Source organism: Streptomyces sp. WM6378 (assembly GCF_001279695.1).
Lineage (GTDB): Bacteria > Actinomycetota > Actinomycetes > Streptomycetales > Streptomycetaceae > Streptomyces.
This window is the reverse complement of record NZ_LGDD01000024.1, coordinates 45518-68563: the sequence shown is the minus strand read 5'-3', so window position 1 is coordinate 68563 and position 23046 is coordinate 45518. Positions and strand designations below refer to the sequence as shown.

At 72.2% G+C, this 23046-nt stretch carries 23 protein-coding genes; 7 read left to right on the top strand and 16 right to left on the bottom strand.

From position 1 onward, the window contains the following. Nucleotides 1-105 precede the first annotated feature (105 nt). Nucleotides 106-552 carry an Lrp/AsnC family transcriptional regulator gene (locus ADK54_RS04745; protein ID WP_053724237.1) on the bottom strand — a complete coding sequence of 149 codons (447 nt, stop codon included), beginning with the start codon at nucleotides 550-552 and terminating at the stop codon, nucleotides 106-108. A 95-nt stretch (nucleotides 553-647) separates the two neighbouring features. Between ADK54_RS04745 and ADK54_RS04740 the strand changes: the two genes are divergently transcribed. Then, nucleotides 648-1133: a rhodanese-like domain-containing protein gene (locus tag ADK54_RS04740; RefSeq protein ID WP_053724236.1), complete on the top strand. Its 486-nt coding sequence runs from the start codon at nucleotides 648-650 to the stop codon at nucleotides 1131-1133. A 58-nt stretch (nucleotides 1134-1191) separates the two neighbouring features. On the opposite strand, the gene ADK54_RS04735 is transcribed toward ADK54_RS04740, so the two are convergent. From ADK54_RS04735 to ADK54_RS04720, 4 genes are all read right to left on the bottom strand, one after another. Next, nucleotides 1192-2868: a DUF885 domain-containing protein gene (locus ADK54_RS04735; protein WP_053724235.1), complete on the bottom strand. Its 1677-nt coding sequence runs from the start codon at nucleotides 2866-2868 to the stop codon at nucleotides 1192-1194. A gap of 83 nt (nucleotides 2869-2951) precedes the next feature. Beyond that, on the bottom strand, nucleotides 2952-4349 hold the full coding sequence (locus tag ADK54_RS04730) for a GNAT family N-acetyltransferase (RefSeq protein WP_053724234.1): 1398 nt from the start codon (nucleotides 4347-4349) through the stop codon (nucleotides 2952-2954). Between the two features lie 153 nt (nucleotides 4350-4502). Then, complete coding sequence (locus ADK54_RS04725; RefSeq protein WP_053724233.1) at nucleotides 4503-6059, bottom strand: alkaline phosphatase D family protein; 1557 nt, start codon at nucleotides 6057-6059, stop codon at nucleotides 4503-4505. Between the two features lie 186 nt (nucleotides 6060-6245). Further along, complete coding sequence (locus ADK54_RS04720) at nucleotides 6246-7118, bottom strand: alpha/beta fold hydrolase (RefSeq protein ID WP_053724232.1); 873 nt, start codon at nucleotides 7116-7118, stop codon at nucleotides 6246-6248. Nucleotides 7119-7466: 348 nt separating this feature from the next. Here ADK54_RS04720 and ADK54_RS04715 point away from each other — a divergent pair, with 348 nt between their 5' ends. Further along, nucleotides 7467-8231, top strand: a complete 765-nt coding sequence (locus ADK54_RS04715; RefSeq protein ID WP_053724231.1) for a GntR family transcriptional regulator — start codon at nucleotides 7467-7469, stop codon at nucleotides 8229-8231. Between the two features lie 117 nt (nucleotides 8232-8348). Here the strand turns inward: ADK54_RS04715 and ADK54_RS04710 are convergent, their stop codons facing one another. From ADK54_RS04710 to ADK54_RS04700, 3 genes are all read right to left on the bottom strand, one after another. Next, nucleotides 8349-9506 (bottom strand): ROK family transcriptional regulator, encoded by a 1158-nt coding sequence (locus ADK54_RS04710; protein ID WP_053724230.1) that lies wholly within the window; start codon nucleotides 9504-9506, stop codon nucleotides 8349-8351. 88 nt (nucleotides 9507-9594) lie between these two features. Then, a complete protein-coding gene (locus tag ADK54_RS04705; protein ID WP_053724229.1) occupies nucleotides 9595-10245 on the bottom strand; it encodes a response regulator in 651 nt (216 codons plus the stop codon). A 228-nt stretch (nucleotides 10246-10473) separates the two neighbouring features. Further along, complete coding sequence (locus tag ADK54_RS04700; protein WP_053724228.1) at nucleotides 10474-11649, bottom strand: sensor histidine kinase; 1176 nt, start codon at nucleotides 11647-11649, stop codon at nucleotides 10474-10476. A gap of 107 nt (nucleotides 11650-11756) precedes the next feature. On the opposite strand from ADK54_RS04700, the gene ADK54_RS04695 reads away from it, so the two are divergent. From ADK54_RS04695 to ADK54_RS04685, 3 genes are all read left to right on the top strand, one after another. Then, nucleotides 11757-12686, top strand: a complete 930-nt coding sequence (locus tag ADK54_RS04695) for an ATP-binding cassette domain-containing protein (RefSeq protein ID WP_053724227.1) — start codon at nucleotides 11757-11759, stop codon at nucleotides 12684-12686. A 3-nt stretch (nucleotides 12687-12689) separates the two neighbouring features. Then, nucleotides 12690-13436: an ABC transporter permease gene (locus ADK54_RS04690; RefSeq protein WP_053724226.1), complete on the top strand. Its 747-nt coding sequence runs from the start codon at nucleotides 12690-12692 to the stop codon at nucleotides 13434-13436. 66 nt (nucleotides 13437-13502) lie between these two features. Beyond that, nucleotides 13503-13937, top strand: a complete 435-nt coding sequence (locus tag ADK54_RS04685) for a hypothetical protein (RefSeq protein WP_053724225.1) — start codon at nucleotides 13503-13505, stop codon at nucleotides 13935-13937. A 50-nt stretch (nucleotides 13938-13987) separates the two neighbouring features. On the opposite strand, the gene mug is transcribed toward ADK54_RS04685, so the two are convergent. The 3 genes from mug to def all read right to left on the bottom strand — a co-directional run bounded on the left by mug (nucleotide 13988) and on the right by def (nucleotide 16780). Continuing rightward, a complete protein-coding gene (gene mug, locus ADK54_RS04680; RefSeq protein ID WP_053724283.1) occupies nucleotides 13988-14533 on the bottom strand; it encodes a G/U mismatch-specific DNA glycosylase in 546 nt (181 codons plus the stop codon). A gap of 13 nt (nucleotides 14534-14546) precedes the next feature. After that, nucleotides 14547-15989, bottom strand: a complete 1443-nt coding sequence (purB, locus tag ADK54_RS04675) for an adenylosuccinate lyase (protein WP_053724224.1) — start codon at nucleotides 15987-15989, stop codon at nucleotides 14547-14549. 143 nt (nucleotides 15990-16132) lie between these two features. Beyond that, on the bottom strand, nucleotides 16133-16780 hold the full coding sequence (gene def, locus ADK54_RS04670) for a peptide deformylase (protein WP_053724223.1): 648 nt from the start codon (nucleotides 16778-16780) through the stop codon (nucleotides 16133-16135). 224 nt (nucleotides 16781-17004) lie between these two features. Between def and ADK54_RS04660 the strand changes: the two genes are divergently transcribed. After that, a complete protein-coding gene (locus ADK54_RS04660) occupies nucleotides 17005-17727 on the top strand; it encodes a GNAT family N-acetyltransferase (protein WP_053724221.1) in 723 nt (240 codons plus the stop codon). An 81-nt stretch (nucleotides 17728-17808) separates the two neighbouring features. On the opposite strand, the gene ADK54_RS04655 is transcribed toward ADK54_RS04660, so the two are convergent. Next, a complete protein-coding gene (locus tag ADK54_RS04655; protein ID WP_053724220.1) occupies nucleotides 17809-18645 on the bottom strand; it encodes an SGNH/GDSL hydrolase family protein in 837 nt (278 codons plus the stop codon). A 181-nt stretch (nucleotides 18646-18826) separates the two neighbouring features. On the opposite strand from ADK54_RS04655, the gene ADK54_RS04650 reads away from it, so the two are divergent. Further along, a complete protein-coding gene (locus ADK54_RS04650; RefSeq protein ID WP_199826865.1) occupies nucleotides 18827-19081 on the top strand; it encodes a holin in 255 nt (84 codons plus the stop codon). Nucleotides 19082-19085: 4 nt separating this feature from the next. On the opposite strand, the gene ADK54_RS04645 is transcribed toward ADK54_RS04650, so the two are convergent. The 4 genes from ADK54_RS04645 to ADK54_RS04630 form a co-directional block, all read right to left on the bottom strand. Next, complete coding sequence (locus ADK54_RS04645) at nucleotides 19086-20108, bottom strand: hemolysin family protein (protein ID WP_053724219.1); 1023 nt, start codon at nucleotides 20106-20108, stop codon at nucleotides 19086-19088. Continuing rightward, nucleotides 20105-21442 (bottom strand): hemolysin family protein, encoded by a 1338-nt coding sequence (locus ADK54_RS04640; protein WP_053724218.1) that lies wholly within the window; start codon nucleotides 21440-21442, stop codon nucleotides 20105-20107. Before ADK54_RS04640 ends, ADK54_RS04645 begins: the two co-directional genes overlap by 4 nt. A gap of 167 nt (nucleotides 21443-21609) precedes the next feature. Then, nucleotides 21610-22032, bottom strand: a complete 423-nt coding sequence (locus ADK54_RS04635; protein WP_053724217.1) for a GNAT family N-acetyltransferase — start codon at nucleotides 22030-22032, stop codon at nucleotides 21610-21612. Between the two features lie 115 nt (nucleotides 22033-22147). Next, nucleotides 22148-23032, bottom strand: a complete 885-nt coding sequence (locus ADK54_RS04630) for a TIGR03621 family F420-dependent LLM class oxidoreductase (RefSeq protein WP_053724216.1) — start codon at nucleotides 23030-23032, stop codon at nucleotides 22148-22150. Between the last annotated feature and the right edge of the window lie 14 nt (nucleotides 23033-23046).

Genomic DNA, 23046 nt, shown 5'->3' with positions numbered 1-23046 from the left:
GCTGGCCCGCATCAGGGCATTTCAGCCCGTCCGGCGTTTGAGGACGAGCGCCTTTCAGGCGCGAACGAGGTCTGGGGCGGAGCCCCAGCGCTCCCCGCTCCCCGCTCAGCGGCCTATTGCCCGACGCGGCAGCGGTGACGAATACACCACGCTCGTCGTCACGGACCCCAGCGTCCCGATCTTCCCCGAGATCTCCTCCAGGTGGCTCATCGACCGCGCCCCCACCTTGATCACGAAGCAGTCGTCGCCCGTCACATGGTGCGCCTCCATGATTTCCGGCGTCGCCTCCACCAGGTCGTGGAACGGCTTGTAGTGGCCGTTCGGATAGCGAAGCCGGACGAAGGCGAGGATCGGCCGACCGAGGCGTTCCTGGTCGACGACGGCCGTGTAGCCCGCGATCACCCCGGCCTCTTCGAGCCGCCGCACCCGCTCGGTGACGGCGCTCGCCGACATGGAGACGGTCCGGGCCAGCTCGGCGAACGTGGCCCGGCCTTCCTGCTGGAGGGCTTCCAGAATGCGCCAGTCGGTGGCGTCCGGGGAATACGCGGTCATGCCGCCCAGCCAACCGTGAAATCCCCGGCGGATCAAGAGTTGTTCCGGGGATCGGGCCTTCCCGGAGTTGATCACCGGCGCATAGATTTTCAGCCATGACGACACAGCTCACCGCCCCCGCCAACCCCGTCCTGCGCGTGGCCCCGGCCGCCCCCGCCGACGCCGCCGCCTACTTCCGTGCCAGCCTGGTCTTCCACGCGGACGTCTCCGACGTGGCCTCCGCACTCGCCGTCGAGGGCGACCCCGGATTCGTGGTCCTGGACTCCCGCTCCACCGCGTCCTGGGACCAGGGCCATGTGCCCGGCGCCGTCCACCTGCCGACCGCGCTGATCGTCGAGCAGGCCGAGCAGCTCCTGGACAAGTCCGTCCCGGTCGTCACGTACTGCTGGGGCCCGGGCTGCAACGGCGCCACCCGTGCGGCCCTCGCGCTCGCCGAACTCGGCTTCCAGGTCAAGGAGATGCTCGGCGGATTCGAGTACTGGGTCCGCGAGGGCTTCGCGTTCGAGACGTGGGAGGGCGGCGAGAAGCGCGCCGCCGACCCGCTGACCGCGCCCGTCGACTCCGAGGACTGCGGTTGCTGAACCCGGAGGGCACCGAGGGGGCGGGGCGGCCCGTTCGACGGACCGCCCCGCCGGCACCTCAGAGCTTGGACAGCTCGTCGACCAGGTCGTCGAGGCCGAGCGAGCCCTGCGAGAGGGCCGCCATGTGCCAGGCCTTCGGGTCGAAGGCGTCGCCGTGGCGGGCCCGGGCGTTCTCGCGGCCGAGCAGCCAGGCGCGCTCGCCCAGCTTGTAGCCGATCGCCTGCCCCGGCATCGACAGATAGCGGATCAGCTCGCTCTGTACGAAGTCCGCCGGGCGGCTGCTGTGGCCGCTGAAGAACTCGTGCGCCAGCTCCGGCGTCCAGCGCTCACCCGGGTGGAACGGCGAATCCGCCGGGATCTCCAGCTCCAGGTGCATGCCGATGTCGATGATCACCCGGCAGGCGCGCATCATCTGCGCGTCCAGGTAGCCGAGCCGGCGCTCGGGGTCGGTGAGGAAGCCCAGCTCGTCCATCAGGCGCTCCGCGTAAAGGGCCCAGCCCTCGGCGTTGGCGCTGACGTGACCGACGGTGGCCTGGTAGCGGGAGAGCTGGTCGGCGACGTGCACCCACTGCGCGATCTGGAGGTGGTGGCCCGGCACGCCCTCGTGGTACCAGGTCGACACCAGGTCGTACACCGGGAAGCGGGTCTCGCCCATGGTGGGCAGCCAGGTGCGCCCGGGCCGCGAGAAGTCCTCGGAGGGGCCCGTGTAGTAGGGGGCGGCGGCGCCGCCGGGCGGTGCGATGCGGGACTCCACCTTCCGTACCCGCTCGGCGAGTTCGAAGTGCGTGCCGTCCAGCGCTTCGATGGCCTCGTCCATCAGGGACTGCAGCCAGTCGCGGACCTCGTCGACGCCCTCGATGTGCGCGCCGTGTTCGTCGAGGTGGGCCAGCGCCTCCCAAGGGCCCGCGCCCGGCAGGATCTTGGCGGCCTCGGTCTTCATCTCGCCGAGCAGCCGGTGGTACTCGGACCAGCCGTAGGCGTACGCCTCGTCGAGGTCGAGCGCGGTGCCGTTGTAGTACTGCGACCAGCGCTGGTACCGCTCTCGGCCCACCGTGTCGGCGGATCCCTCGATGGCCGGCGCGTACACGTCGCGCAGCCAGTCGCGCAGCGCGACAAGGGCGGCGGACGCCTCGCCGGCCGCCGTGTCGAGTTCGGCGCGCAGCGACTCGGGGCCCGGTGCCGCGAGCCCCTCGAAGAAGCCGGTGTCCACCCACTCGCCGAGCTGGCCGATGACGGTGTCGGTGGCGCGCGGGCCGCCGAACAGCTTGCGTTCCAGGCCGAGTTCGAGCGAGGCCCGGTAGCCCTCGATGGCGGCGGGCACCGCGCGCAGCCGGGAGGCGACCGCCCGCCAGTCCTCTTCGGTCTCCGTCGGCGTCATGGTGAACGCCATCCGGACGCTGTGGGCGGGCGAGTGCAGATTGCTGACCGCTCGCAGGCCCTCGTCGGCTTCGTGGACGGCGAGTTCGGAGGTCAGTCGCTCCCGCAGCAGCCGGCCGCAGCGGCGCTCGGCGTCGCTGTCGGCGCCGGGCTGCCGCTCGGCCTCGTCGAGGCGGGCGAGCGTGGCGCGCGCCAGGTCGGCCACGGCCGCCTGTCCAGCGGGGGAGAAGTCGGGCAGGAGGGCGTGGCTCGCCCTGACGCCCAGATAGCTCCCGGTGATCGGGTCGAGTTCGATGAGTGCGTCGACGTAGGCGTCGGCGACCTGGCGGGGCAGCGCGCTGCTGGAAGTGACTGACATGCGGACATCCTCTCCGAGCGAGGGCTCCGCGTCACCACCAATCTTGCCGGAACGCCTGACCGGGTCGCTGAGAACCGATCTGCTCAGCGCTGTTCGAAGTGCCCGCGGCGGCCGGCGGAGCTCATCGGGGCCGTCTTGTCGAGGCGGGCGGTGACCACCAGGGTGCCCTCCTCGACCTGGTAGTCCAGCGGCAGCCCGAGTCCGCGCATGGCCGCGACCATGCCGGTGTTGGAGGCCTGGGTGACGGCGTACACGCTGTCGCAGCGGGCTTCGACGGCGAGGTCGGCCAGGCGGCGCAGCAGTTCGGAGCCGATGCCGCGGCGCTGCCAGGAGTCCTCGACGAGCACGGCCACCTCGGTCTCGTCGCCGTCCCACAGCAGGTGGCCGAGCGCGACCAGGCGTCCGGAGGCGGTCTGCACGGCGAGGGTGCGGCCGTAGCGCGGGCTGAGCAGATGGCCGAGGTAGCGGTCGGCGTCGGCGACGGGGCCGTGGTAGCGCAGGCCGAGCGTGCGGTCGGAGCACCGCTCGTGCATGGCCTTGGCGGCCTCGATGTCGCTCTGGTCGGCGCGCCGTACGGTGATCTCGTTGCCCTCGGGCAGCGTCAGGACGTCCTCGCTGCGCGGGACGCGCGGGCCGAGCCGGGCGTCCAGCTCGACCAGCGCCCGGGCCCGGGCGAACTCGGTGGGGGTGAAGGGGAGATGGGGTCGGTCGATGGTGATCGCCCCGCCGTTCGGGTCGCGAAGCCGCATGGTCGTCGACTCCAGTACGCCCTCGACGGGGGCCGTCTCGCCGGTGGGGCGGCCGGTCAGGGAGACCGCGGGCAGCGAGTGGATGGTGCAGCGGCCGAGCAACTGGCGCAGCGCGAGCGGGAGTTCGGCCGCATCCAGCGCGGTGCGGGTGGCGAGGCCGAGGACCCGGGTCGGCGCGTCCACGAGGTCGTGGGCGTCGGCCCGCTCGGTCCAGGTGTCGTGGCCGCCCGCCGCGGAGATCACCCGGGAGAGTTCGGCGGCCGACAGCTCGGCAGGCGTACGCAGCAGGAACTCGTCCACCGTGCCGTCCGCGAGCGGGTGCGTCTGGAGCGTGAGGATGTCCACGCGGTGCCCGGCGAGCGCGGTGCAGAGCGCGGCGAGACTGCCGGGCTCGTCCCGTACGGTCGTCCGCATCCGCCAGAGCGCCGTCTCGCGGGGCGCGCCGTCGGCCCCCGAGACGCCGTCGGTATCGCCCGTGCCGCCGCTGTCCGGGAGCGGCGGCGCATGGCTGTGGCGGCGCGCCCACCAGGTGTGGAACGCCGCCGTGGCGACCAGTGCCAGCGCCGAGGCGACCAGCAGGAACGGTCCGTCGGGGCCGTGCGCGACCAGGTTCGCGAGTCCGTCCGCGACGGCCACGGCCGTGAACAGCGCGGCGAGCTCGACGAGGTCCCGCCGCCAGTGGTGACGGCGGCGGGTGTGCTTGTTGGACAGCTGTCCTTGCGTACCAGTCATGGCATCACTGTGACTCAGCGGTGTTGCGTGATCACGAACGCTTTGTGACTGACGGGTTAAGTGTGCTTCTGATGCTCTTTTGGCTGTTTTCTGCCGGGTATGGCCTGGAGTGTTCGTCTCCGCCTCCCGGCCCGACCATCACCGGCCCCAGGGTCACTGACCCACGAGCCCGGGCCGCAGCACCTGGGTGAAGAGTACCGAACCGCCCTGCGCCCGCAGCCGCACGGTCAACTCGCCGGAGCCGCCGTCGATCTCGATCTCGCCGAAGTTCGGCGGCGCCTCCATGGGCGAGGCGTTGGCCGTGGCCGGGGCGTGCACGAACACCTGCTGGGGGCCGAACGTGCCGTCCACCTTGTCCGGGGGAAAGCCGCCCGCGGCGAGCGGCCCCGACACGAACTCCCAGAACGGGGCGAAGTCCTTGAACGCGGCCCGCGACGGGTCGTAGTGCTCGGCGGCCGTGTAGTGCACGTCCGCGGTGAGCCACAGCGTGCCCGTGATCCGCTGGTGCTTGATGAACCGCAGCAGCTCGGCGATCTGCAGCTCGCGCCCGAGCGGCGCGCCCGGGTCGCCCTGGGAAACGGCCTCGAAGTCGGTCGCGCCGTCCACGACGACGAGGCTGAGCGGCATGTCCGCGGCGATGACCTTCCACACCGCCCGCGACCTCGCCAACTCCAGCTTGAGCCACTGGAGTTGCTCGGCTCCGAGGATGCCGACCCTGTCGTCGGGCTGCCGGTCGGGCGAGTTGGCATCGCGGTACGTCCGCATGTCGAGCACGAACACATCGAGGAGCGGGCCGTGCCGCAGCACCCGTTGCACCCGTCCCGCGCGGTCGCCGGTCCCCAGCGTCGAGATCGGGAAGTACTCGCTGAACGCCCGCCGCGAACGGGCCGCGAGCACATCGAGGTTCTTCTCCGTGTAGCGCGCGTCGTCCAGGATCTGGCCGGGGTACCAGTTGTTGCGCACTTCATGGTCGTCCCACTGCACGATGGACGGCACCTGGGCGTTGAACGCGCGGACGTTCTCGTCGAGCAGGTTGTACCGGAAGTTGCCCCGGTATTCGGCGAGGGTCTCGGCGACCTTGGACTTCTCCTCGGTGGTGATGTTGCGCCACACCCGGCCGTCGGGCAGCGTCACGCTCGGCAGGATCACGTTGTCGGCGTATATGTTGTCGCCGCTGCACAGGAAGAAGTCCGGGTCCAGGCGCCGCATTTCGTCGTACACGCGGTAGCCGCCGATGTCCGGGTTGATGCCCCAGCCCTGCCCGGCGATGTCCCCGGACCACAGGAACCGCACGTCGTCGCGCCGGCTGTCGGGCGCGGTGCGGAAGGTGCCGTGGACCGGCCGGCCGGTGCGCCTCGGGTCGTCGGGGTCGGCCAGGGTGACCCGGTAGTGGATCTGCTCGCCGGCCGGAAGCCCGCGCAGCGACGTCGTGCCGGTGAAGTCCGTACCCGGCCCGAGCAGCGGCCCCTGCCATCTGCGGGCGCGCCGGAAGGACTCCGTCGCGGACGTCTCCACGACCATCCGGGCCGGGCGGTCGGAGCGCGCCCAGATGAGCCCGGACGAGGCGGTGATGTCGCCGGCCTGCACACCCCAGGAGGCGCTCGGCCGACCGGAGCGGGCGAACGCGGGCGCCGTGGCGAGCCCGGTCGGCAGGGCGAGACCCGCCGACGCGGCGAGCGAACCCTTCAGTACGGTACGGCGGTTGGGCATCGGTGTCGCCTCCTGGGGAGGTTGGTCGCTGGGTGCCCTGCCATGCCTACTGCCCGGTGGCGGCGCGAGCGCGAACACCCGGTGAACAACCGGACCGGGCCGAGGGAACCGGAACCAGGGTTCGATCGACTCGCCGATGCCGCTCTGGCCAGCAGCCCTCTCGCCTGGCCCTAACTCAGCCCCGAATCAGGAGAGTTGGGCCGCCGGTCGAGCCGGCACCTCGCCGACCGGGCGGCTTCCGTCCAGGATGACCCGGGTGACCAGGGCGGGGTCGTCGTTCATGGGGACGTGGCCGCAGCCGGGCAGCCGCACGAGCCGGGCCCCCGGGACGGTGTGCTTGGCGCGGACGCCCTGGCGGCGTAGCAGCAGCCGGTCCTTGCTGCCCCAGGCGACGGTCACCGGCACCCCGGGCACGTCGTCGGTGAACAGGACGCCCTGCCCGGCGGCCAGGGTCTGCTCGAAACCGGGCGCGGTGCGCAGCGCCAGCGTCTCGGCGACGACGGCCTCCGGCGAGCGCCGGGCGGGGCGGGCGTAAATGGTGCTGGTCAGCGCGGTGCGCCCGGCGGCGGTGCGGGACATTCGCTCGACGACCGGGAGCGGCAGCGCCTGCGCCACCTGCCGCATCATGCGCAGAACACTGAACGCGTACTGCCGCTCGGACGGCGTCCAGAAGCCGGCGGGGGAGAGCGCCGTCACCGACCGTACGAGCTTCTCGCGCCCCAGCTCCAGGGCGAGCAGGCCGCCCAGCGAATTCCCCGCGACGTGCGGTCGCTCGATGCCGAGGGCCTCGCACAGCGCGTCGAGGATCGGGACGACGGTGGAGAGGCCGTAGGAGACGCCGTCCGGCAGCGCGGGCGAGGCGCCGAAGCCCGGCAGGTCGATGGCGATCACGTCGCGGTCGGCGGCCAGCAGATCGAAGACCGGGTCCCAGGCCTGAAGGTGGTGGCCTATGCCGTGGAGCAGCAGGAGCGGCTCGCCCGTGCCCTCGCGCCGGTAGGTCACCGAGGTGGAGCGGCTCCCCAGGGGAGTGTCGAAAGTGAACGAGACCTCTGCGGTCATGGGGCTGCTCCCTGTCCTGGGATCCACACTTAGACGTCCTGTCAGCAACAACTACCGCTCGGTAGCCTGGAGTTCAAGAGGCATAACGGACATGTCGGCGGCCGGTGGCTTTTCTGGAGTCCGGTCATCGCCTCGGGGTCCTCGCGCGGCACGGTCGTCACGTCGTCACCGGGGCGCGAACGTCGTGTGAACGCTCTGCGGCAACCCTCGTGCGCGCTCCGTAACGGAACGAGGATTGGTCTTGACCAAGGGGGTGGGCCGCCCTATGGTCGCAGAGTTAGTGCAGGAACCTTTAATAAACAAGGGCACGGAAAGCCGCCGCGGACACGGCGATTGCGGAGGATCAGGGTGGGGACCACGCAGCTGGAATCGGTGCCGGAACCGAAGTACTGGCACCTCAAGACGGTACTCAGCGAGGCGCTCGACTCGGACTTCGCGGTGGGCGAGATCCTGCCCAACGAGCGCGACCTCGCGGCCCGGTTCGGCGTCGCACGCGCCACGCTCCGCCAGGCACTGGAACAGCTCGAACTCGAAGGCCGGCTCCAGCGCCGCCGCGGCGTCGGCACCACCGTCGCCCCGCCACGCACGGCCGTCTCGGTCTCCACCGCCCAGCACGACTGGCCCGGTGCGCCCGGCGACGCCTGGCAGACCGCGGATGCCACGGCCGCCGTGCCGCCGGTCGCGGTCGCCCGCCTCTTCGACACTCCCGTCGGCGAGGAGTTGCACGCCGTCCGCCGGACCCGGGTCGCCCACGGCCAGGCCGTCGCCGCCGAGCTCCTCTACGTTCCGGTCGGCTCGGTGCCGGAGCTCTCCGCGATCGACGTGCCCCCGGGCCCGGCCCGCGGCCGCGCCGTCCTGCGTGAACTGCAGCGCCTGGAGCTCGAAGGCCAGGACCGCGCCGTGGAACTCGGCTCGGCGCGCGCCGACGACGCCAAGGAACTCGACCGGCTGCCCGGCGCGCCCGTCCTCGTCGTGACCACCCGGTACTTCGCCGAGGGCCGCACCGCGGCCGTCTCCGTCGCCACCTACCGCGCGGACACCTGCCGCCTCACCTTCGGCGACTCGGTCGACGTGGAGATCAACCACCCCGGCCCGCAGCGCCGGGCCTCCTGACCCCGGTCCACGACTCGCAAGAACCGCACGGCCCGCAGCTCCCGAAGCTGCGGGCCGTGCGGTTTTCGAAGGCGCTCCCGGTACGGCGCCTCGGGGGCCTCGGCGTGCTCACTTGGCTCAGCGCCGCGCCGTCACCGTTCCCTCGACGGCGAACAGCTCTTCCTCCACGTGGTCGAGGGCGAGCCGCAGCGCGCCGGTCGCCACCACCGCCTCGCCCAGCATCGAGAGCACCACGCGAGGCGGCCGCAGACAGTACCGCGCCAACTCCCTGCGCAGCGGCTCCAGTACGCCGTCGATGCCGGCCGCCCAGCCGCCCACGACGACCAGTTCCGGATCGAGGGCGAGCACCAGCGCGGCCACGTCGTGCACCAGCCGCTGAAGGAACCGCTCCACCGCGGCCTGTGCCCGCGCATCGCCCTGCCGGGCCAGCGCGAACACGTCGGCGACGGCCTGCTCGTCCAGCGGGTGCAGCGGCTCGTCCGTCGTCGAGAGCAACTTCTCGGGGGTGACGTCGCGGCCGAGCAGGTGCAGCGCGCCGATCTCGCCCGCCGCGCCGCCGAAGCCCCGGTGCAGCCGGCCGCCGATCAGCGAACCCGCTCCCGGGCTCAGACCGGCCATGACGAAGACGATGTCGTCGGAGTCGGCCGCCGCGCCCTTCCAGTGCTCGGCGACGGCCGCGGCGTTGGCGTCGTTCTCGACCAGCACGGGACAGCGGAAGGAACGCCGCAGCCGCTCGCCCAGCGGCAGACCCGTCCACTCGGGCAGCGCGGTGCCGAGCCGCACGGTGCCGTCGGCCTCGACGATGCCCGGGCTGCCGACGCCGACGGCACGCAGCGAACTGCGCGCCACACCGGCTTTGCGCAGCACCTCGGCGACGGTCAGCCGGACCCGTTCGAGGCGCTCGTCGGCCGAAGCCGTCTCGGGCACCTCGCGGGAACCCGCGCCGAAGATCCGGCCGTCGAGGCCGGAGAGCAGGGCGGCCACCCGATGCGGACCGATCTCTATGCCGAGCAGATGCCCCGCCTCGGCCCGGAACCTGAACCGCCGCGCGGGCCGGCCCTGACGCCGCGCCTCGCCCTCCTCGGGCGCCGACTCGACGACGAGCCCGGCCTCCATCAGCCCGTCGACCACGCCCTCGACCGTCGGTCGGGACAAACCGGTGATCCGGGTCAGATCGGTCAGCGTGGGAGATTCCGCACCCCTGAGGGCGTGCAGCACCACCGCGGAATTGATCCTCCGCAGCAGAGAGGGGTCCCCGCCGGTCAGCCGCCCCAACGTGTGTCCTCCCAGCTCGTGCGCGTGTCTGCCGGATCGTACTCGCTGGTCAGGTGTACGGCGAGCGGCGGCCGGTAACGGAGGCGCATCAGCTCGGGGCCACGAAACCGGACTCGTACGCGGCGATGACCGCCTGGGTGCGGTCCCGGGCACCCAGCTTCGCGAGCACCGCGCTCACGTGCGTCTTCACGGTCTCCGTGCCGACGATGAGCTTGGCGGCGATCTCCGCGTTGGAAAGTCCCCGCGCCATCAGGCGCAGCACAGCGGCCTCCCGGTCGGTGAGCGCCGCCTCGGCGAGCGCCGAGCGCGCCGCACCGTTGCCGTACTCGGCGGCGAGCGCGCGCACCGCCGCCGGGAACAGCAGCGAGTCGCCCTCCGCCACGAGCCGGACCGCGTTGACGATCTCGGCGGGCCGGGCCCGCTTGAGCAGGAAGCCGTCGGCCCCGGCTCGCAGCGCCTCGTACACGTACTCATCGTTCTCGAAGGTCGTCACCACGAGGATCTTCGGCGGGTCCTCCACCGTGCGCAGCACCGCCCGGGTCGCCTCTATGCCGTCCAGGAGCGGCATCCGCACATCCATCGCGACGACGTCCGGCCGCAATTGCCGCACCAGCGGGATCACGGCCGCCCCGTCGGCCGCCTCGCCCACCACCTCGATGTCGGGCTGCGCTTCGAGCACGGCCCGCAGACCCGCGCGGACCAGGGGCTCATCGTCGACCAGAAGTACGGTTACCGGCATCCGGCCAGCCTAGTCGCAGGCCAGAGGGGCACCCGGGGGCCTGTGGACAACGCCGGACCGGGCGCCCGGCACCGGGGTCGGACGCCATGTCGAAGGCCAGGCCATCAGAAGGCCAGGTCATCAGGACGGGCGTCAGCCCAGCGGCATGGCCGGACGTGCGGCAGGACCGGTGGCCAGATGTGTGGCCGGATGGGCGGCCGCACGCCGGACCGGACGCGGGCTCTGACGTCAGATCAGCGTGTCCAGCGGCAGCCGCACCCGCACGCGCCACTCGCCTTCGTACGCCCCCGTCTCCGCCTCCCCTCCGAGCAGCGCGGCCCGCTCGCGCATCCCTCGCAGACCGCTGCCTCCCTTTCCGCCGGGCGCCGCCCCCGTCAGCGGGTTGGTCACATCCATCTCAAGTCGCCTGCCCAGCACGGCCATTCGGATCCGCACGGGTACGGGCCCCGAGTGCCGCAGCACGTTGGTGAGCGCCTCCTGCAGGATGCGGTACCCCTCCCGCGACACCGGACCGGGCACCTGCTCCAGCGGGCCGGAGAACTCCGCGTCGACCTCGGCGCCCGAGCCGCGGGCCGACTCGATGAGCCGGTCGGCCTCCAGGAGCGTGGGGCGCTGACTGGCCGGCAGGCCCGTTTCGCGCAGGACGAGCAGCACCCGCTCCAGGTCCTCCAGGGCGGCCCGGCCGGTCTCCTCGATCGCCGCGAGCGCCCGGTCGGTGAAGGCGGGGTCGCCAGCCGCGCGGGCCGCGCCCGCCTGCACCACGGCGACGGTCAGCGCATGGCCGATGGAGTCGTGGATCTCGCGGGCGATGCGGTTGCGTTCGAGGAGCAGCTCGGTCCGCTCTTCGAGCGCGCTGAGCCGCTCGCCGGCCGAAGGGCCGAGCAGCATGCGCGCGATGAAGGTGATGAGGTTCCCGGCCAGCACCAGACAGGCCAGCATGACTATGAGCGGCACCAGCGCGAGCGGCACGAGCCAGCCGTGGGGCGCAAGGCCGGGCGCCATCCATCCGAAGACGAGCGGAGGGCCGCCCAGTCCGCGCGCGACCAGGTCCACGGACACCGACGGAAGCCAGACGGTGCCCGCGATCGCCAGGCCGGACAGCACGAGCCGCGCCTCCAGCCAGAGCACGGTCCGCCAGCGGTCGCGCCAAGTGGCCGACGGCGCGACCGAGATGGACGCGTCGGGCCTGCCGCGCTCGCCAGGGGTGAGAAGGAGCTGCGCCTGAATGCCCTCTTCGAGACGCACCGCCGGTATCAGCCCGAGCGGCACGACGAGCAGCCCGAGGACCCACACGCGCTGCATGTCGATGAAGAGCCAGATCGCCACGAACGCGATCGGGATCAGCAGATGCAGCCAGCGCGTGTAGGTGACCGGGCGGGTCAGCGGGCGAAGTGAGCGGTGCATTCGCCCATCGTCCCAGCGCGCCGATCGATCCGGCTCCCCCGTGCGGGGGAGAAGCTCCCCTCCGCCGGGGGAGGCGGCTGACCTGCGCGAACGGCGACGCTTGAGGCATGACAAGGATCGACGTCCAAGAGCTCCGCAAGGAGTACGGCACCACGCGAGCCGTGGACCGGCTCACCTTCGCGGTCGAGCCCGGCCGGGTGACCGGCTTCCTCGGCCCCAACGGCGCGGGCAAATCCACCACCATGCGCATCCTGCTCGGCCTCGACCGGCCGACCTCCGGCACCGCACTGATCGGCGGCCGCCGGTACGCGGACCTGACGGAGCCGCTGCGCGAAGTGGGCGCCCTGCTCGACGCACAGGCCGCGCACGGCTCCCGCACGGCCCGCAGCCATCTGCTGGCCCTCGCGGTGAGCAACCGCATACCGGCGCGGCGCGTGGCCGAGGTCCTGGAGGAAGCCGGGCTCGCGGGGGTCGCGGGCCGCCGGATCAAGACGTTCTCGCTCGGGATGCGGCAGCGGCTCGGGATCGCGGCAGCCCTCCTCGGCGACCCGGCGGTCGTGATCCTGGACGAGCCGTCCAACGGCCTGGACCCCGAAGGGATCATCTGGACAAGGGAGTTGATGCGCGGCCTCGCGCGGGAGGGCAGGACGGTGCTCGTCTCCAGCCACCTGATGAACGAGACCGCGTCGTTCGCCGACCACCTGGTCGTGCTCGGCCGCGGCCGGCTCCTCGCCGACACCCCGATGCGGGACTTCATCGACTCCCGGATCCGGCCCAGGGTCCGGCTGCGCACCACCGAAGGCTCCCGGCTGCGGACTCTCCTGCGCGGCAAGGGCTTCGACCCGGTCCAGGGAGAGGACGGACGCTGGACGGTGGAGGGCGCACGCGTCGACGAGATCGGCCCGATCGCCGCACGCGAGGGCATACCCATCCTCGAACTCGCCGATGAGGAAGCCACGTTGGAGCAGGCCTACCTCGATCTGACCGCCGACCAGGCGCAGTACACGTCCTCCCCGCCCCAGTCCCAGGAGGCCTGAACCATGTCGTTCCCCGCGGTACTCCACACCGAGTGGATCAAGGTCCGTTCGCTGCGTTCCCTGGTGGGCTCCCTGCTGACCGTCCCCGTGGCGACGGCGGGCCTCTCCCTCCTCATCTGCGCCGCGCTGGGCCGCCCACAGCCCGGCAGTACGGACTTCGACCCGGTGCTGTTCTCCTACTACGGCCTGAATTTCGGGCAGTTGGCAGCGATCATTTTCAGCGTCATGGCCATGGCGGGTGAATACAAGAACGCGGGGATCCGGATATCCCTGGCGGCCGTGCCCAACAGGACGCTGTTCTACGGCGCCAAGCTCGCGGTGATCGGCGGGTGCGTCCTCGCGGTCGGCCTGGTGGCCAGCCTGATCAGCTTCCTCGGCGGCCAGGCGCTGATGGACCGGGGCTTCGGCATAGGCATCGCGGATCCGGGCGCGCTGCGCGCGGTCGTCGGCTGCGCCTTCTATCTGGCCCTGATCAGCCTGCTCTCGGCCGGAGTCGCCGCCCTGCTGCGCAGCGTCACCGGCGCGCTGAGCCTGCTCGTACCGCTGTTCCTGATCGTCCCGTTCGTGGTCGGAGACGTGTCGCAGGGCGGCAGCGGGGCCGACTTCCTGCCGGACCGGGCGGGCCAACAGGTCCTGCTCCAGCACCCGGTCGGGACGCTCGGGCCGTGGAGCGGGATGGCCGTCCTGGCGGCCTGGACGGCGCTCGCGGCGGGCGCCGGCTGGTGGGCGCTGAGGCGGCGCGACGCCTGACCGGATGGCGGCTGTCCAGTTGCTGAAGGCACGTCAATTGTCAGTGCCGGGCGGTTTACTGACGACATGACCACCGCTCTGTATCTCCAGCACATCGACCGGCTGCGCTCCCGGGAATTCCCCGTGGAGCGCAGCCGAAGCGGCGCGGAGGTGAGCGGCCCGGGATACCACTGCGCGTGCCTGAGCGCCGACGAGGAGGAATGGGAGGACCTGACGGAACGACTGGAAAAACGTGCCCAATGCGTCGCCGACCACGACGCCCTGGTGGCCGAGCTCACCCGACGCTGGGAGGAACCGCAGTGGATCAGCCTCTGGAGCGCCCAGGCCCGGCTGGTCGCGGGCGAGGCGATACCGGAGCCCTGGGCGGAGTTCGCCGTCGGCTTCGACTTCCTGAACCTGTGGCGGGTCGAGGGCAGATGGATAGCCGTGGGCCTGGACCTGGAGGCGGAGGGCCCGGGCTGGGACCTGAGCGTGACGGTGACGGAGGTGGACCCGCCGTAGCGGCCGGGACGCCTGCCCCTGTGCAGGGGGAGCGCCCCCAACGGCGCGGGTCAGTCGAGGCCGGCCTGCGCGGCGACGCGCAACCGTCCGTACTCCTCAGCCATCGTCTGCGCGGTCCAGTGCGCGTTCAGCCCGCTGGGATTGGGCAGCGCCCAGACCCGGGTCGTGCCGATCGTGTGGTCCTGGGGGCCGATCTGGGCCCGGCGGTCGCCGAAAGCCGTGCGGTAGGCGGTCACGCCCACCACGGCCAGCCAGTCGGGCCGGAGCCGCTCGACCTTCGCCGCCAGCAGGCGCCCGCCCTCGCGGAACTCCTCGGCGTCGAGTTCGTCGGCCCGCGCGGTGGCCCGGGCCACCACATTGGTGATGCCGAGACCGTACGAGAGGAGCTCGCCCTGCTCGGCGGGCTTCAACTGCCTCGGAGTGAAGCCGGACAGGTGCAGCACCGGCCAGAAGCGGTTGCCCGGGCGGGCGAAGTGGTGGCCCGTGGCCCCGGACATCAGGCTCGGGTTGATGCCGCAGAACAGCACGGACAGGCCGCCCGCGATCACGTCGGGGATGACGGTGTCGCGGGCGGCCTGGAGTTCCTCGGGGCTCAGCACGGGTGCGGGATCAGAGGATCGAGCCCGGGGTGTAACCGGCGGCCGCGGGATGCTGCTTGACGATCTCCTCGATGCGGGAGACCACGGCGGTGACCTGGTCGCCGGCGGCACCGGTGAAGGACAGCTTGTCGGCCATCAGGCCGTCGAGCTGGGCGCGGTCGAGCGGCATGCGCTCGTCGGCGGCCAGCTTGTCGAGGAGCTCGTTGCGCTCGGCGCCCTGCTCGCGCATCGCGAGGGCGGAGGCGACGGCGTGCTCCTTGATGACCTCGTGCGCGGCTTCGCGGCCCACCCCGGCACGGACGGCGGCCATCAGGACCTTCGTCGTGGCCAGGAACGGCAGGTAGCGGTCCAGCTCACGGGCGACGACGGCGGGGAACGCGCCGAACTCGTCGAGGACCGTCAGGAAGGTTTCGAGCAGGCCGTCGAAGGCGAAGAACGCGTCGGGCAGCGCGACCCGGCGGACCACCGAGCAGGAGACGTCGCCCTCGTTCCACTGGTCGCCGGCCAGCTCGCCGGTCATCGAGGCGTAGCCGCGCAGGATGACCATCAGGCCGTTGACGCGCTCGCAGGAGCGGGTGTTCATCTTGTGCGGCATCGCGGACGAGCCGACCTGGCCGGGCTTGAAGCCTTCGGTGACCAGCTCGTGCCCGGCCATCAGCCGGACCGTCTTGGCGACCGAGGACGGCGCGGCGGCCAGCTGCACAAGGGCGGTCACCACGTCGTAGTCGAGGGAGCGCGGGTAGACCTGGCCGACCGAGGTGAAGGCGTGCGCGAAGCCGAGGTGGCCCGCGATGCGCTGCTCCAGGTCGGCGAGCTTCGAGGCGTCGCCGCCGAGCAGGTCGAGCATGTCCTGGGCGGTGCCGACGGGGCCCTTGATGCCGCGCAGCGGGTAGCGGGCGAGCAGATCCTCAAGGCGGCCGTACGCCACCAGCAGCTCGTCGGCCGCGGTCGCGAAACGCTTGCCCAGGGTCGTGGCCTGCGCGGCCACATTGTGCGAGCGCCCTGCCATGACCAGCTCGGCGTACTCGCCGGACAGCTTGCCGAGGCGCGCGAGGACCGCGACCGTGCGGTCCCGCATCAGTTCGAGGGAGAGCCGGATCTGGAGCTGCTCGACGTTCTCGGTCAGGTCGCGCGAGGTCATGCCCTTGTGGACCTGCTCGTGGCCGGCCAGCGCGTTGAACTCCTCGATGCGGGCCTTCACATCGTGCCGGGTGACCTTCTCGCGCTCGGCGATGGAGGCGAGGTCGACCTGGTCGATGACGCGCTCGTAGTCGGCGAGTGCGGCCTCGGGCACCTCGATCCCCAGGTCCTTCTGGGCGCGCAGCACGGCGAGCCACAGCTGGCGCTCCAGCTTGACCTTCTGCTCGGGGGACCAGAGGACGGCGAGCTCCGCGGAGGCGTAGCGGCCGGCCAGAACGTTCGGGATGCGAGGCTTCGCAGACACAGCAGTCACGTGTCCAGAGTCTACTGGCGATTTCTGCAGGCCAGTGCCCCGCCCCGGTTTGTGCCTTGCTACGAGAAGGTTGCGCCGCCGCCGAGGCCGGGCGCACCGCTCACGGAGCGGAACGAGCGGTCGGCTCGCGGTGACGGCCGGGCTCACGCCTCCGCCGCGTCGCCGAGCTCGAAGGCGAGGGCCTCGGCCGCGGCGGCCGGGGTGGGCTGCGCCCAGCGGCCGGCCATCGCCTCCCGCGAGGACAGCGAGCGCAGGTCCGCGCGGTCCAGGTACAGCGTGCCGTCGAGGTGGTCGGTCTCGTGCTGGACGATGCGGGCGGGCCAGCCTGTGAACACCTCGTCCACCGTGCGGCCGTGCTGGTCGAGCGCGCGCAGGCGTACGTTCGCGTGCCGGGCCACGACCGCGCCCCAGCCCGGCACGCTCAGGCAGCCCTCGAAGAACGCGGCCCGGCCGGGCCCGACGGGCTCGTACGACGGATTGATCAAGACCCGGAACGGCTGCGGGACGCGGCCGCGGACCTGCCTGATCTCCTGGGATACCTCCGCCGCGTCCTCGATGACCGCGAGCCGCAGCGGGAGGCCCACCTGCGGTGCGGCGAGGCCGACGCCGGGAGCGGCGAGCATCGTCTCGCGCATCGCCCCGATCAGCCGGTCGAGGCGCTTGCGGTCCAGGCGGTCGTCCACCGGTTCGGCCGGCCGGCGCAGCACGGGGTCGCCGGCGGCGACGATCGGCAAGGGGCCGGAACCGGCGAGCAGTTGGTCGACGAGGTCGGTGAGTGCGGAGGGCGACATGCCCACAGCATGCCAAGAACGATCACTCGGCGCGCAGTCGGGTTCATGTCCGCCTTGTGAACAATCCGGTCTTCCGGGAATGCGCGGCCGGAATCGGATCTTTCATGTGAGGGAGCCCGGAGCGGACGGTGTCGCGGTCGAAGGCGAGGTCGAAGGCGCCGACAGCGGCCGCCGAGCCCCGGCGTTGCCTCATCCGACGTTGCCTCATCCCGAGCGAGGAGATCATGTCCAACGCGTCCGTCCGCACCGAGATCCCGGCGCATCCGCTGGACAACCCCGCGTACGCCTCGCTGACCGGGCCGCACGCGCGGTTCGCCGAGGTGCGCGGCAGGGTGCTGCGCTACGAGACCGACGTCTCGCCCTGGCTCGGGCTGCCCGCGGACCCGGACGCCGGCGACTGGGCGGACCTGGCCGCGCTCGCCGGGCCCGGTGCGGAAGTGGCGCTCCCCGGGGTGCGGGTCGAGCTGCCCGAGGGCTGGGAGATCACCTTCGACCTGGAGGGCGTCCAGCTCGTCGACGAGGCGGTGGACGCCCGTCCCGACGAGGAGGCGGTGCGGCTCGGCGCGGACGACGTGCCCGACATGCTCGCCCTCGTGGAGCGCACCCGGCCCGGGCCGTTCCTGCCCCGCACCGTGGAGCTCGGCACCTATCTCGGCATCCGCCGCGAGGGCCGGCTGATCGCGATGGCCGGGGAGCGGCTGCACCCGCCGGGCTGGACCGAGATCAGCGCGGTCTGCACCGACGACGCGTTCCGCGGTCAGGGCCTCGGCTCCCGCCTCGTCCGCGCGGTCGCCTTCGGCATCAGGGAGCGGGGCGAAACACCGTTCCTGCACACCGCGGCCACCAATACCGCCGCGATCAGGCTCTACGAGTCGCTGGGCTTCCGGCTCCGCCGCACCACCCGGTTCCTCGCGGCCCGGGTGCCGGAGCCGAGCACGGCGGGGTGACGGACCGTCGAACCCGCAACTCCGGGTCCGGGAGCCTGAGTTGATGATGGATCAAATCAGCGAAGCCGAGTTGATGCCGCGTCACTCCTCGACCTGGACCCACCCCGAAACCGGCCCCGCGGCCGCCCCGTCCCCCGGCGTGACCCAGAACGCCCGTCCCCGCGCGGCGTCGAAGTGGGCGCCGCTGCGGCCGTCGCCGGAGGAGCGGCCGGTGATGCGGCGCCCGATCCAGGGCACCAGGTGTTGGCGGGCGAAGCGGAGGTCGGCGGTGCGGCTCGCGGCCCAGCCGGGGCGGACCGGCGGCGGCAGGGGGGAGCGCCAGTCGTCCTCGGCGTCCAGGCCCAGCGTCTGCCAGACCGCCTCGGCCACCCTGTGGTGCCCGTCCTCCGTCAGATGCAGCCGGTCCACGTCCCAGAGCCGCTGGTCGCCCAGCACCGGCGCGCCGTACAGGTCGACCACCAACGCGCCGTGCCGCTCGGCCAGTTCGTCGACGTAGGAGAAGAGCTCCTCCATGCGCGGGCGGAAGCGGTCGAGGACGGGGCCGTTGCGGCCCGGGCTGCGCATCAGGACCAGTTGCTTGCAGGAGGGCGCGAGCTGCTCGACCGCCTCCGTCAGGAGGTCGCGCACCCGGCCCATGTCGCACTTGGGCCGCAGGGTGTCGTTGAGGCCGCCGACCAGCGTGATGACGTCCGGGCTCAGCGCGGCCGCCGCGGCCACCTGCTCCTCGACGATCTGCCCGATGAGCTTGCCGCGCACGGCGAGGTTCGCGTACCGGAAGCCGGGTGTGCGGGCCGCGAGCCGGGTGGCGAGCACATCGGCCCAGCCGCGGTAGGACCCGTCGGGAAGCCGGTCGGACATGCCCTCCGTGAAGGAGTCGCCGATCGCGGCAAAGCTGGTGTATGAGGCATTCATCTCCATGGCGGAGCGATCGTACCGCGCGGTAGTGACAGTGGCTCCGGGGCGTCGAAGCCCTCGTGGGGACCGTGATCGCAAGGAGGCCGACCAGGCCCTTTCGGCGGTGCCCGTTCCGCGGTATGCCAGGAGCACATCAACTTTTTGGAACCCGGCCGGGCCCGGCCGTCGAGAGAGCGAGCATGCGATGTTGTTCACCGCGGCCTTTTGGAAAGCCACCGCCGAGCGTGCCATCCGCACCTTCGCCCAGGCACTCGCCGCCGTCCTCACGGCCGGCGCGACCAACCTCCTCGACGTCCACTGGACCGCGGCGTTCGCGACCGCGGGCATGGCCGCGGTGCTCGCCGTCCTGATGGCGGTCGGCTCCTCGCAGCTGGGGCAGCCGGGCCCGGGCCTCACCGAAACCACGAACCCGGCCACCCCCGCCAAGCCGGTTCAGTGATCGGCTAGGCCGCGGCCGCCGGCGGGCCCACGAGCTCCCGCAGGACGTCCTCCATCGTGACGAGCCCCGCCAGCTTGCCCTCATCGCCGAGGACCGCCGCCAGGTGCGTACGGCTGCGCCGCATCGCGGTCAGGACGTCGTCGAGGGGGGTCGCGGCGCGCACCCGGGCGATCGGCCGCAGCGCCGCGACCGGGAAGGCCACGTCGCGCGGCACCGCGTCCAGGGCGTCCTTGACGTGCAGATAGCCCAGGATGCGGCTGTCCTCGTCAACGACCGGGAAGCGCGAGAACCCGGAGCTCGCCGACAGTCGCTCCAGCTCCTCCGGAGTGGTGCCGACCGCGGCCCGTACCACCTTGTCCAGCGGTACGACCACATCGCGCACCGGCCGTCGTCCCAGCTCAAGGGCGTCGTGCAGACGCTCGGCCGCCCGGTCGTCGAGGAGCCCGGCATGGCCCGCGTCGGTCACCAGGCGGGCCAGCTCGTCGTCCGAGAAGGTCGCCGCGACATGGTCCTTGGCGTCCACCCTGAGCAGTTTCAGGATGGTGTTGGCGAAGGCGTTGATCGCGAAGATCGCCGGGCGCAGCGCCCGCGCCAGCGTCACAAGGGGCGGGCCGAGGAGCAGCGCGGTGCGGGCGGGCTCGGCCAGCGCGATGTTCTTCGGCACCATCTCGCCGAGCAGCATGTGCAGATACGTGGCGACCGCGAGGGCGAGCACGAACGACACCGGGTGGATGAGCCCGTCCGGCACGCCCACCGCGTCGAAGGCCGGTGCGACCAGGTGCGCGATGGCCGGTTCGGCGACCACGCCGAGCACCAGGGTGCACAGCGTGATGCCGAGCTGTGCCGCGGCCATCAGCGCCGAGACGTGTTCCAGGCCCCAAATGACGCTGCGGGCACGGCGGTTGCCGTCCTCGGCGAGCGGTTCGATCTGGCTGCGGCGCACCGAGATCAGGGCGAACTCGGCGCCGACGAAGAAGGCGTTGACGACCAGCGTCGCCAGGCCGATCAGAATCTGGATCGCGATCATCGGCCGGCCTCTTCGTCGTCGCCCTCGGGGTTCAGGGGTGCGTGCAGCAGGACGCGGGCCGCGCGCCGACCGGACGCGTCGACCACGTCCATGCGCCAGCCGGCCAGCTCCACCCGGTCGCCGACCGTCGGAATCCGGCCAAGTTCGGTGGCAATCAGACCTGCGAGGGTCTCGTACGGGCCGTCCGGCACGCACAGGCCGATGGCGGCGAGCTGGTCGTCGCGGGCGGCGCCGTCGGCGGAGTACAGGGAGCGGCCGTCGGCGTCCTGCCCTGCGGGGGCGAGGTCGGGGGTCTCGTGCGGATCGTGCTCGTCACGGACCTCGCCGACGACCTCCTCCACGATGTCCTCCAGGGTGACGACGCCCGCGGTGCCGCCGTACTCGTCGATGACGACGGCCATGGTGCGCTTGCCGTACAGCTGGTCCAGGAGCCGGTCCACGGTGAGCGTCTCGGGCACGAGCAGCGGTTCGCGCAGCAACGACGTCACCGGGTGCAGCCGCCTGAGTTCGGCCGGTACCGCGAGGACGTCCTTGATGTGGGCGATGCCGACGACCGAGTCGAGGCTGCCCCGGTAGACGGGGAAGCGGGACAGGCCCGTGGCGCGGGTCGCGTTCGCGACGTCCTCGGCGGTGGCCTGGATGTCGAGCGCGGTGACCTGCACGCGGGGCGTCATCACGTTCTCGGCGTTGAGCTCGGCGAGGTTGAGGGTCCGCACGAACAGCTCGGCGGTGTCCGCTTCAAGGGCGCCCTCCTTGGCCGAGTGCCGGGCGAGGGCGACCAGCTCCTGCGGGCTGCGCGCGGAGGCCAGCTCCTCGGCGGGCTCCAGGCCGAAGCGGCGCACCAGGTGGTTGGCCGAGGTGTTGAGGTGGCTGATCAGCGGGCGGAAGGCCGCGCTGAACGCGCGCTGCGGGGCCGAGACGACCTTCGCGACGGCGAGCGGCGAGGAGATGGCCCAGTTCTTGGGGACCAGCTCGCCGACGACCATCAGGAACACGGTGGAGAGCACCATGCCGAGCACCAGGGCAACCGAGCTCGCGGTGGTCGCGGACAGGCCGAGTCCTTCGAGCGGGCCGGTCAGGAGCTTGGCGATCGACGGCTTGGCGATCATGCCGATGACGAGGCCGGTCACGGTGATGCCGAGCTGGGCGCCGGACAGCTGGAAGGTGAGGCTCCGCACGGCCTTCAGCGCGCTGGAGGCACCTCGTTCGCCGCGCTCGACGGCTCGCTCCAGATCGCTGCGCTCGGCGGTGGTGAGGGAGAACTCGGCCGCGACGAAGACCGCGCAGACCAGCGAGAGCAGTACGGCCGCCAGGAGCAGGAGCACTTCGGTCATCGGGTCACCTCCGTCCCATGATCGGCCAGGGGGAGGCGGGGCGCGCGGTGTCGCGCGGCGGTGCTGGTACTGGGAGGCTCGCCCATGGGCGGACGCTCACACCTTTCAGTCGGTGGGTAGAGGTTCACCCATGGTAAAGCACTGGCAAAGAGAAGTGGCCCGGCCGCTCAGCCCAGCGGCTTCACCCAGCGGCGCCACTGCTCCTCGGGCCCGTAGCCCGCGGCCTGCCAGGCGTGCCGCGCAAGCTCGTTGCGGACCAGGACCATGGCGTCCGCCCGGCGTCCGCCGAGCGCGACGAACCGGTCCTCGGCCGCGGCGAGCAGCGCCCCGCCGATGCCCTTGCGGCGGTGGTCCGGGTGGACGGCGAGGCGGTACAGATGGCAGCGCCACCCGTCGAAGCCCGCGATCACCGTGCCGACAAGATCGCCGCCCGTCTCGGCGAGGATCAGCGTCTCGGGGTCGCGGGCGACGAGGCGCTCGACGCCCTCGCGGTCGTCGCTGATGCTGGTGCCCTCGGCGGCCGTCTTCCAGAAGGCCGGCACCGCGTCCAGGTCCTCGGGCCCGGCGGCCCGGATGCGCAACTCGTCCATGGCGTTCATCCCACCACCGGGCCGTGACCCGCGGTGAACCGTTTTGCCATACGGACGCCGATCCATGCGGAGCCGATCGACGCGGAGCCGATCGACGCGGACGCCCACCGCCCGCTCATTCGCCCCGCAGCACCTCGATCACCGCCCCGAACTCCTCCATGTACGGGTCCAGGACCGTGAGGTACGAGAAGCCGTAGCGCTCCCGCTGGGCGCGCAGTTGGTCCGCCATCTGCCGCACCGTGCCGATGAGCAGGACCGGCAGGTCGAGCATCTCGTCCTCGGTGAGATGGGGAAGGCGGTGCAGCGATTCGCGCACCGCGGCCCGCCGGTCCCGGGTCACGGCCACCCACTGGATCAGCAGGTTGAGCTCGGCCGGAGTCTCGCGCGCGGCCGCGAACCGCCGGTAGGTGGCGACCCGCTCCGCCAGGTCGTCGGCGTTCATCACGGTGAGCGTTCCATCGACGGGCGAGGTCCGCGCCCCGGTGAACGCGGCGATGTCCGCGTGCTCGGCGGTCAGCCGCAGCATCCGGTCGCCCTTCGCGCCGATGAGCAGCGGCGGCCGGGGCCGCTGCACGAGCTGCGCCGCGTGCGCCTCGTCGCCGAGAAGGCGCTCCAACTCCCTTACGGTACGGGCGAGATGGTCGACCCGGCCGCCCGGCGTGCGCCACGCGACCCCGGCTCGCTCGTGCTCCTCGCGTACGTAACCGGTGCCGAGCCCGACTTCCAGGCGGCCGTCGGTCAGCGCGTCCACCGTGGCGATCTCGCGGGCGAGGAGGGCCGGCGTCCAGAACGCGGCGTTGAGCACGAACGGCCCGACCCGGGGCCGCTCCGTGGCGTACGCGGCGGCGACCACGGCGGGGAACGGCGCGGGCATGCCGAGGTGGTCGGCCACCTGGATCACGTCGTAGCCCAGTTCCTCGGCCCGGCGGCAGCGCTTGCGCCACTCCCCGCCCACCGCCGGGGTCACCATGTTCACAGCGAAACGGAACGGACGGGTCATCAACTCTCCTCAGG